Annotated in this window: 9 protein-coding genes; 6 read left to right on the top strand and 3 right to left on the bottom strand. The window is 31.4% G+C overall.

Annotated features, from left to right (window positions below; genetic code table 11):
* Positions 1–340: EamA family transporter (locus tag AB8U03_RS09460; RefSeq protein WP_369704294.1), on the top strand; the 340-nt coding region annotated here is incomplete at its 5' end.
* A 100-nt stretch (positions 341–440) separates the two neighbouring features.
* On the opposite strand, the gene AB8U03_RS09455 is transcribed toward AB8U03_RS09460, so the two are convergent.
* Complete coding sequence (locus AB8U03_RS09455; RefSeq protein ID WP_369704293.1) at positions 441–1184, bottom strand: type 1 glutamine amidotransferase; 744 nt, start codon at positions 1182–1184, stop codon at positions 441–443.
* A 32-nt stretch (positions 1185–1216) separates the two neighbouring features.
* Entirely contained in the window at positions 1217–2575 is a 1359-nt protein-coding gene (locus AB8U03_RS09450; protein WP_369704307.1) for a MurT ligase domain-containing protein, read from the bottom strand.
* Between the two features lie 418 nt (positions 2576–2993).
* On the opposite strand from AB8U03_RS09450, the gene pckA reads away from it, so the two are divergent.
* From pckA to dapB, 5 genes are all read left to right on the top strand, one after another.
* Positions 2994–4580, top strand: a complete 1587-nt coding sequence (gene pckA, locus AB8U03_RS09445; RefSeq protein ID WP_369704292.1) for a phosphoenolpyruvate carboxykinase (ATP) — start codon at positions 2994–2996, stop codon at positions 4578–4580.
* 427 nt (positions 4581–5007) lie between these two features.
* Entirely contained in the window at positions 5008–5841 is an 834-nt protein-coding gene (locus tag AB8U03_RS09440) for an undecaprenyl-diphosphate phosphatase (RefSeq protein ID WP_369704306.1), read from the top strand.
* A 301-nt stretch (positions 5842–6142) separates the two neighbouring features.
* Positions 6143–7138, top strand: a complete 996-nt coding sequence (locus AB8U03_RS09435; RefSeq protein WP_369704291.1) for an aspartate-semialdehyde dehydrogenase — start codon at positions 6143–6145, stop codon at positions 7136–7138.
* 38 nt (positions 7139–7176) lie between these two features.
* Positions 7177–8058, top strand: coding sequence for a 4-hydroxy-tetrahydrodipicolinate synthase (gene dapA / locus AB8U03_RS09430; protein WP_369704290.1), 882 nt, complete (start codon positions 7177–7179; stop codon positions 8056–8058).
* 158 nt (positions 8059–8216) lie between these two features.
* Positions 8217–8963: a 4-hydroxy-tetrahydrodipicolinate reductase gene (gene dapB / locus AB8U03_RS09425; protein WP_369704289.1), complete on the top strand. Its 747-nt coding sequence runs from the start codon at positions 8217–8219 to the stop codon at positions 8961–8963.
* A gap of 46 nt (positions 8964–9009) precedes the next feature.
* Here dapB and AB8U03_RS09420 read toward each other — a convergent pair whose 3' ends face one another.
* On the bottom strand, positions 9010–10173 hold the full coding sequence (locus AB8U03_RS09420; protein WP_369704288.1) for a pyridoxal phosphate-dependent aminotransferase: 1164 nt from the start codon (positions 10171–10173) through the stop codon (positions 9010–9012).
* Positions 10174–10290: the final 117 nt, after the last annotated feature.

Here is a 10290-nt window from a genome sequence, read left to right as displayed (position 1 = left end):
CTTCGGCTTTTCTTTTGGAGTATTAGCTCTGTTGATTATCCTCATAGTAACAGGGAGACCAATTTTTTCAGGAATAACTTTAAGTAATATACTGGTATTATTATATATGGGTATTTTTATAAAGGCAATTGGTTATATATGCTATCTTGGTGCTATAAAGGAAACTTCAGCAATAACTGCATCAATGGTATTCCTAATAAAACCTGCATTGGCCACTATTTTTGCCATACTTATACTGGGTGAAAGTATAAAAATAAATATGATTATAGGAATAATATGTATAATTGCAGGATCTTATGTGAAATTTAGTGCAGGTAAAAAAGAAACTGTAAAGGCTTAATAGAAGATTCAGGTATGTGATTTTAGTTTAAAAGTTTAAAAGAGCAGCAGAGGTTATTTAATAAATAATCAGGTGACTCCTAACATAAAGAAAGATCATATTATATAATATGATCTTTCTTATTTTTAGTTTCTCTTTCTATTATAAAATTTTTAGCATCTATTTCAAATTTATCATCCAAAGGTTCTAATTTTACATCCTTGTATTTTTTAGATAGAGCCGTATATATAAATCTGTCTGCCAATTCAGGATTTTTGGAAAGCAGGGAACCATGAAAATATGTGCATAAGCAATTTTTGTAAATACATCCTTCGTAACCATCCTCACCATTGTTTCCATAGCCTACAATTACCTTTCCAAAAGGTTCCAGGCCATTTATGTAAGTCCTTCCCGAATGGTTTTCAAAACCCACATAAGTTTCTTTAAACTTTTTATTGTATATCACTGTATTTCCAATGAATCTTTTATTACCCCCTTCCGTGTATATATCCAATACATCAAGGCCAGGGAGTTTTTCACCATCTGGAGTACAGTAGTATTTACCTAAAAGCTGATAACCACCGCAAATTGACAAGAACACTTTTCCTTCTTCGATATAATTTACTATACCTTCTCTTTTATTCTGGGTTAAGTCTTCTGATACTATGGATTGCTCATAATCCTGTCCTCCGCCAAAGAAAGTTATATCATAATTGGAACCATCAAAAGCATCACCTAAAGATACATTGTATATATTAACAGATATTCCTCTTTGCTGTGCCCTGTATTTTAAGATACGGATATTTCCCAGGTCTCCATATACATTTAATAGATCGGGATACAAGTGGCATATGTTCAGCTCCATTTTATATTACACCTCCTATTGATTTAAATAGTTTACCATAACTTTTTAATATAGCCTTTAAGATTGAGAAATTTTCTAAAATTTATCATAGCAGTATAAGTGGCAAGTATGTATACAGTATCTAGTTTGCAATTTTTTATTTCATCAACCAGTTTTTCATAGGTCTTGCAAATTACAAAATTTTTCTCCGGTAATCCTGCAATCTTTAACCTAACAGCCATATCATAAAGCCGTATGCCAGATATCATTATTTTATCTATGTCAAGATGGGATAATTTTTCAAAATTAACATCCCATATCCATGATACATCTCTTCCATCCGCATAGTTGTCATTTAAAAGTACTGCCAGATTGAAAGTCCTATTGTCAAGGCTTATAGTATTTATAGCTTGATCATAACCAGCAGGATTTTTTACTAAAATTATCTTAACCTTCTTGCCATCTATATCTATGCTTTCCTGTCTTCCAAAAGTGCTCTGCTGGTTTTTCAAAGAGTTATATATGTGAGAAGTTGGGATTCCACAAACTCTGGTTATAGAATAGGCACATAGGGCATTGTACATGTTATATACGCCTGGTTGATTTATGTAATACTCCTTCCCATTTATCATTATCAATGATCCTTCCGGTGTCTGAAGTTTTATTTCATCCAAAGTATAGTCCAAATCGGGTCTTTTATAACCGCAGTTTTCGCAGTAATAATCACCCAAATGGCTGTAGGTAAGAAAATTATATTTATAAGGATTCTTGCACTTTTTACAAAACTTAGCATCAGCATTGATTTCTACTTTCTTGTTTTCTGTGGGAGAGCAGTTAAATCCATAGTAAATAGTTCTATTTGGCAGATTTAAATCTCCCAGTAATGATTCATCACCATTTAGAACTAAGTTTGTAAGAGGGGTCTTTTTAATACCTTGGAGAATTTTATTCAAAGTAGTATAAACTTCACCGTATCTATCCAACTGATCTCTAAATAAGTTGGTAACAGTTATAACCTGGGGGGTCACATAATCTGTAAAAAGAGGAACATTCGCTTCATCGCATTCTATAACCGCGTAGCTGGTTTCACAGCATCTCTTAAATGAATAATTTTTCACAAAGCAGGCAACTATTCCAGTGATCATGTTTGCTCCCGTGCTATTGGTTATTACACGGGCATCTGCGTCTTTTAATATGTTGTATACCATACTTGTAGTAGTGGTTTTACCATTTGTACCTGTTATAAGTATAACCTTGTAATTCCTGCATAGGACTTTTAGAATGTTCTTGTCTAATTTTAATGCAACTTTTCCAGGGAAATTACTCCCGCCCTTAAATAAAATCTTTGATAATTTTATTATGATTTTGGAAATAACAATACTAAAAAAAGATTTTATATTAATTTTCCACACCACCTTCATGTAAGTAAAAAATTATTATGTCTTTACTTATGTAAATTAACTCTTAAATATTATAATACAATATGATGACTTTTACATTAAAAAAGTAAAAAAACTGTTTCAAATTTAATAGTAAAACAAATTTTAACTATATAATAACTGATTAATATAATATAAAGCATAAATTATTGGATAAAAATGTTGAAAAATAAAATATGAAAATTAAAGGTTGAAGAAATTATAAATTCTTGATATAATATATCATATATTGAAATAGCATAGCACAATAGTTCTTAAACTTAAATAAGGAGTATGCTATTGCAAGCGTTCAATCAGAAATCTTTAAAAACTTAAAAAAAATAATTTTTTTGTTGCATTTTTCTATAAATAGTATAATATATAATTATAAGATTATTTGGGGGGAAGGAACATGAATGTTGATTTGGCATATTTGAATATTGAGGGTTATAAAAATGTGTACAAAAATTTATCACCAGCAGAATTGATAGAACTTTCAATCAAAAGAAGTGAGGGATTTCTGTCTGACAAGGGAGCTTTGATAATTAATACAGGGAAGTATACGGGCAGATCTCCTAAAGACAGATTCATAGTTAAACAAGAAAGTATAATGGATAAAATAAACTGGGGAAATTCAAATTTATCCATAGATGAGAAAACTTTTGATAAATTATATGATAGAGTTCTAAATTATTTAAAAGACAGAGATATCTTTATATTTGATGGATTTGTGGGGGCATTAGAGGAATATTCCATGCCCATAAGAGTTATATGTGAAAATGCATCCCAGGCTCTGTTTAGCACCCAAATGTTTAGAAGACCCGATCACGATAAATTGGAATATTTTAGTCCTGAATTTAATGTAATAGCTGTACCTGATTTTAAGGCTAATGGAGAAGAGGACGGCATTAATTCGGAAACTTTTATATTGATAAATTTTGACAAAAAGGTCATATTAATAGGAGGAACCCATTACTGCGGTGAAATAAAAAAATCTGTGTTTTCAGTGATGAATTTTTTATTACCTCAAAGAGAAGTCATGCCCATGCACTGCTCTGCTAATATAGGAGATAACGGAAGAACTTCTTTGTTTTTTGGTCTTTCGGGAACGGGAAAGACAACTTTATCCGCAGATGAAAAGAGAAAATTAATAGGAGACGATGAACATGGATGGTGTGATAAAGGTGTGTTCAATTTTGAAGGAGGATGTTACGCCAAAACTATAAGACTTCACCGGGAAAAGGAGCATGAGATATATGATGCCATAAAATTTGGAACTGTTCTTGAAAACGTAGTTACAGATGAGCATAGAGTACCTGATTATGATGACAACAGGTATACGGAAAATACAAGAGCTGCCTATCCTATTGAATATATAGATAATATAGAAAAAAGTGGGGTGGGAGGGAATCCACAAGCTATAATATTTTTAACTGCAGATGCTTTTGGAGTAATACCGCCTATATCCAAGCTGTCTAAAGAGGCAGCCATGTATCATTTTATGTCTGGATACACCAGTAAGGTATCTGGTACAGAAAGAGGTATAACTGAACCTGAGACAACTTTTTCAGCATGTTTTGGAGAACCCTTTATGTTAATGAATCCTGCAGTATATGCCAGATTGTTGGGCAAAAAAATAAATAAGTACAATACAGAAGTATATTTGGTAAATACAGGATGGATAGGCGGTGTATACGGAATGGGAAGCAGAATAAATCTATCATATACAAGAGCTATGGTTAAAGCAGCCTTGGATGGAAAACTTAAAAATGTAAATTTTATAGAACATCCTGTATTTAAAATAATGATGCCTACAGAATGTCCTGGAGTTCCAGATGAAATATTAAATCCTAGAAATATGTGGGAAGACAAAAAAGCCTATGACATTAAAGCAGGGGAATTATCCAGAAAATTTTATGAGAATTTTAAAAGGTTTAAAGGAGTTTCGCAGGATATAATAAATGCCGGGCCCAGAGTTAAATCCTTAAGTTATTTGTAAATTTCACATGTTACTGGTGCTATTATAAGGCATATGATGTAATTAGTATTATAAAAATCTATTTAGCCATCAAATTTTAATTGATGGTTAATTTTTTTTATGTTTCAAATTAAGTGATAAGACAGATATGTGGATATGAATATTTAATAAAATTATAATAAGATATATATGGGTACGCAGTTTTCTATTGTTAATACTTGACAATTAGCTATTAATACTGGATAATTATTAGAAAATGCTTAAAATATACAGATGAAATATGACTTGTGAATTAACTTGCTATGATAGTATAATGATGTTTGTTGTTAAAAGATTTGCAGTGATAATTGCTGTGAAAATTATAAACTGCATCAATTATATGTAAATGCAGCTATGACAAGGGGCTTAATCCTTGTACGATAGATATACAAGAAGGGAAGTAAAATTAATGGAAATAATCTTTATTATTAAAGCTGCTATTATTGGAATAGTAGAGGGAATAACTGAATTTCTTCCAATATCATCTACAGGACATATGATAATAGTGGGAAACTTAATAAATTTCAAAGCACCCACTTATAATAAAGTTTACATAGACATGTTTGAGGTTGTAATTCAACTTGGAGCAATATTAGCTATAGTAGTTCTTTATTGGGATAAAATAGTTAATTCTCTTAAAAATCTTGCACCAGGCAAATGGGGATTTAAACTTTGGTTTAGCATTTTAATCGCTTTTATACCTGCTGCAATTGCGGGAGTACTTTTCAATGATCTTATTCAGGAGAAACTGTTTAATCCGGTTACAGTTTCTTGTGCCTTGATATTCGGTGGTTTTCTCATGATATATATGGAGAATAAATATAGAATTGGAAACAGTACTAAAAAAATTGAAGATGTAAGTGTTGTACAAGCATTTAAAATTGGGTGTTTTCAGTGCCTTTCATTATGGCCAGGCATGTCTAGATCTGCATCTACCATAATGGGAGGATGGATAAGCGGACTTACAAATGTAGCAGCAGCGGAATTTTCTTTTTTCCTTGCCATACCTACTATGGTAGCAGCATCAGGATGGTCTCTTTTAAAGGTTAAAATTGTTATGGATTCTTCTCAGATAATTGCACTTGTAGTGGGATTCGTGGTTTCATTTTTAGTAGCACTTGTGGTAGTAGAAAAATTCATAGGGTTTTTGAAGAGAAAACCTATGAGGGTTTTTGCCATATATAGAATATTTATAGGAATAGTAGTACTTATTTTGGCTTTTACAAAAGTTATAAATGCTTAAAATTATTTGTATGTATTGGAAATAAGCCGTGATATGTCTTATCTCATTAATAAATATGCATGAATCATATGCTGCATGATATAGCATGCATGCAGCATATGTATGTTATTTTTAATTCTAAATAATATTTATTTTTATTAACATATTTCAGTGATTTAGTGTAAAATATTTAATAGGATTAAATTTAATTGACAATTTAAAAATATACTTAAATGCAATATGAATTTTAACTTATAGAATTATAGGTAGGAATAAGATTATGACAACTAATCTTATCTTATAAATTTTAGGAGGGACTAACATGAATTGTAATGTAGCAGTAGTTGGATGTACTGGAATGGTAGGAAGAAAATTTCTTCAGGTACTAGATGAAAGAAATTTTCCAATAAAAAATTTATATCTGTATGCTTCCGCTAAATCCAGTGGAAAAGTGTTAAAGTTTAAAAATGAGGATTTCATTGTGGAAGAATTAGATGAAAAAAATATAAAAAATAAAAAAATAGATATTGCTCTTTTTTCAGCAGGAGCAAGTGTGAGTGTTAAATTTGCACCTGTATTTTCAAAGTATGGAGCAGTAGTTGTGGATAACAGCAGTGCCTGGAGAATGGATACTAAGGTACCTTTAGTGGTTCCAGAGGTAAATCCTGAAGATATAAATTGGAATAGTGGAATAATTGCCAATCCCAATTGTTCAACTATACAGGCAGTGGTGTCAATTAAACCTCTCTATGATAAATACGGCATAAAGCGAATAGTATATTCTACATATCAAGCTGTATCTGGTGCTGGAATGGGAGGATACAATGATTTGATGGAGGGTTATAAGGGAAATCCACCTAAAAAATTTCCTTACCCAATAGCAGGAAACATACTCCCTCACATAGATGTTTTTTTGGATAATGGATATACAAAAGAAGAAATGAAGATGATAAATGAAACTAGAAAAATATTACATGACGATACTTTAAAAATTACAGCTACTACAGCTAGAGTACCGGTGATATATGGACACAGCGAGAGTATAAATGTAGAACTTAAAAAGAATTTTAATATAGAAGATATATTTAAATTATATAAAGAGTATAATGGAATAGTACTAAAAGATGACGTCAAAAACCTGGTATATCCTATGCCTGTGGACTGTGCTGGAAAGGATGAAGTGTTTGTGGGAAGAATAAGAAGAGATTTTAGTTTGGACAGTGGATTGAATTTATGGGTTGTGGCAGATAATATAAGGAAAGGTGCTGCTACAAATGCTGTTCAAATAGCAGAATGTATAATTAAGGATAAAAAGTAATATATTTTATTAAATATTTTAATAACGAGGTGTCTTTTATGAGTTTATTTAAGGGTTCAGGGGTTGCAATAATTACTCCATTTAATGACAGGGGAATTGACTTTAAAAAATTAGAAGAATTATTGGAATGGCAGATTAAGTCAGGCATTGATGCCATAATAATTTGCGGGACTACAGGAGAAGCTTCCACTATGACGGAAAAGGAGAGAAAGGATACCATAAAGTTTACTGTAGATACAGTTAAGGGAAGGATTCCGGTTATTGCAGGAACAGGAAGCAACTGTACCCAATCAGCTATAAATATGAGCAAATGGGCAGAAAGCATAGGTGTAGATGGAGTGCTAGTAATTACTCCTTACTACAATAAAACTACCCAAAAAGGATTGGTAGAGCATTTTAAGGCAGTGGCTTCAAGTATAAAAATTCCGGTAGTCATATACAATGTACCGGGAAGAACAGGATTAAATTTGAAACCTAAAACACTTGAAAAATTATGCCATATAGAAAATATAGCAGCTGTTAAGGAAGCAAGCGGGAATATAAGTCAAATTGCTCAAATAAAAGCACTATGTGGGGATAAAATTGATTTGTATTCTGGCAATGATGATCAAACCATACCTATACTTTCATTGGGGGGAATAGGTGTTATATCAGTACTCGCCAATATTATTCCAAAAGATATGCATAATATGTGCAAGTTATTTTTAGAGGGAAATATAAAGGAAGCATTGGATTTACAATTAAAGGCACTGTCCTTAATGAATTCTATGTTTATAGAAACAAATCCTATACCTATAAAAACAGCTATGAATATTTTAGGAATGGATGTAGGGGATTTGAGACTTCCACTTTGCAGTATGTCAGAAGAAAATCTGGAAATTGTAAAGGCAGAATTGAAAAATTATGGGCTTTTAAAATAAAAGATAATAAAAAATATTAAGAATATTATGTATACAGAAAGTTTATTTTATTGGATTTAACGTGGAAGACTAATTTCTTTCACGTTAAATTATATATGCCAAACTTTGAATTTTCTGAAATAAAGTAATTTTACAAAGAACTTTAAGGAGAGATGTAAATGATTAGGATTATATTGAATGGGTGTAATGGTAAAATGGGAAAGGTAATAACGGATTTGTCAGAAAAGAATTCAAAATTATCTATAGTGGCAGGAGTGGATAAAAACTGTATAAAGGGTAAATTCCCTATATTCCCAGATATATCTAAATGTGATGTAGAAGCGGATGTAATATTGGATTTTTCAAGACCAGAAGCTTTGAATTCTCTTTTGCAGTATGGCAGGGAAAAAAATGTAGCGATTATATTATGTACTACGGGATACAGTGATGATGAAATAAAAAAAATCAGTACAGCATCCAAGTACATTCCAGTTTTTAGATCTGCCAACATGTCAATAGGTATAAATGTGATAAACAAGGTACTAAAGGATATAAGTGCCTTTTTATATAAAAATTTTGATATAGAGATAATAGAAAAACATCATAACCAGAAGGTAGATGCTCCAAGTGGTACAGCATTACTGTTGGGAAATACCATAAGGGATTCCATTTCAGAGAATATAAATTTTGTAAATGGAAGAGAGGGAATTAGAAAAAGAACCCATAATGAAATAGGTATTCATGCTGTAAGAGGAGGAAGTATAGTAGGAGAGCATGAAGTCATATTTGCAGGACAGGGTGAGACCATAGAGATAAAACATACGGCTATCTCCAGAGAAGTGTTTGCAGTAGGGGCCTTAAAAGCTTGTGAGTTTATGTATAAACGTGAAAGTGGACTTTATTCAATGGAAGACGTAATTTCCTAAAAAATAAAATTCCCTACACAATTCATCTGTAGGGAATTCATTTTTGTCATTTTAAAGTGTTAATCCAATATTCTATTTTTTCCATGGATAATTTAAGTTTATCCATGCTGTATGCATAAGATATTCTAACATATCCTTTACCTTTTGTCCCAAAGGCGGATCCGGGTACAATCGCAACTTTGGCTTCTTTTAAGAGTTTTTCACAAAATTCATCACTTTTCATGCCGAATTTTTTTATAGATGGAAATATGTAAAAAGCTCCTTTAGGCAGATTCACAGAAAATCCCATGGATTTTAATCTATTATACATGTAATCTCTTCTTTCCATAAATTTGGAACACATATAATCTATATCTTTCATGCAGTTTTTAAGACCTTCGTAAGCCCCCCATTGAGAAATAGATGGTGCACAGGATACATTATATTGATGAACCTTCATTATTTCATCCATAAATAACTTGTCTGCACATACATATCCAATTCTAAGTCCTGTCATGGAGAACATTTTAGAAAATCCACCGATCAATATGGTTCTGTCCTTTATTTCACTATACTGTGAAATAGAATAGTAATTTTTTTCAAAACAGAGTGAAGCGTATATTTCATCACTTATTATAAGAACTTCATTATTTTTTAGCAGCTCAAAGAGTTTTATTGTATCCTCCTTTGACAAAATGGCACCTGTGGGATTGGAGGGATAAGATAAAACCATTGCCTTGGGTTTTTCATGCTCGAGTATTTTTTTCAAATTGTCAAAGTCAATGGAAAAGTCATCTTTCAAGTCATAATTTAATACAGTTCCGCCTAAAATTTTTACGCAGCTTTCATAAGCAGGATAGGCAGGATCGGGTATAAGTATTTTATCACCATGATTAATTAAAGCTGTAAATACGTCCATAAGAGCTTCACTTCCACCTATTGTAATGCAAATTTCATCTTTTGTATAGTTTATACCAAAGCTTTCAAGATATTTTGATATTTCTTCCCTGAGTTCTATGATACCGGCATTTGAAGTATATGAGGTTTTGTTATCTTCAATGGCTTTTACCATAGCCGCTTTAATTTTATCAGGTACATTGAAATCAGGCTGCCCCAAAGTCAAGGATATTGCATCTGGATATTGGACGACTTTATTATAAAATTTTCTAATGCCTGAAATTTCTACAGACTGTACATTTCTTGATATGCTATTCAAATTTACACTTCCCATCTATTTTTAAATTGCTATAAAATTTATTTTTCCTTTACTTTTAATATATTTTAATTATACTTTTATATTTTACAATTTTAAATGGATATAGTAAATAGATTATATTGAAGAGGATGA

The organism is Clostridium moutaii (genome assembly GCF_041205085.1).
Taxonomy (GTDB): domain Bacteria; phylum Bacillota; class Clostridia; order Clostridiales; family Clostridiaceae; genus Clostridium_B; species Clostridium_B moutaii.
The sequence above is the reverse complement of the archived record's forward strand: the minus strand, read 5'-3'. Positions and strand labels throughout refer to the sequence as shown.

Excerpts from the sequence above, each read along its gene's own strand:
- AB8U03_RS09435 (WP_369704291.1), top strand. The coding sequence starts at position 6,143 with ATGAATTGTAATGTAGCAGTAGTTGGATGTACTGGAATGGTAGGAAGA.
- dapB (WP_369704289.1), top strand. The coding sequence starts at position 8,217 with ATGATTAGGATTATATTGAATGGGTGTAATGGTAAAATGGGAAAGGTA.
- AB8U03_RS09420 (WP_369704288.1), bottom strand. The coding sequence starts at position 10,173 with ATGGGAAGTGTAAATTTGAATAGCATATCAAGAAATGTACAGTCTGTA.
- dapA (WP_369704290.1), top strand. The coding sequence starts at position 7,177 with ATGAGTTTATTTAAGGGTTCAGGGGTTGCAATAATTACTCCATTTAAT.
- pckA (WP_369704292.1), top strand. The coding sequence starts at position 2,994 with ATGAATGTTGATTTGGCATATTTGAATATTGAGGGTTATAAAAATGTG.
- AB8U03_RS09455 (WP_369704293.1), bottom strand. The coding sequence starts at position 1,184 with ATGGAGCTGAACATATGCCACTTGTATCCCGATCTATTAAATGTATAT.
- AB8U03_RS09440 (WP_369704306.1), top strand. The coding sequence starts at position 5,008 with ATGGAAATAATCTTTATTATTAAAGCTGCTATTATTGGAATAGTAGAG.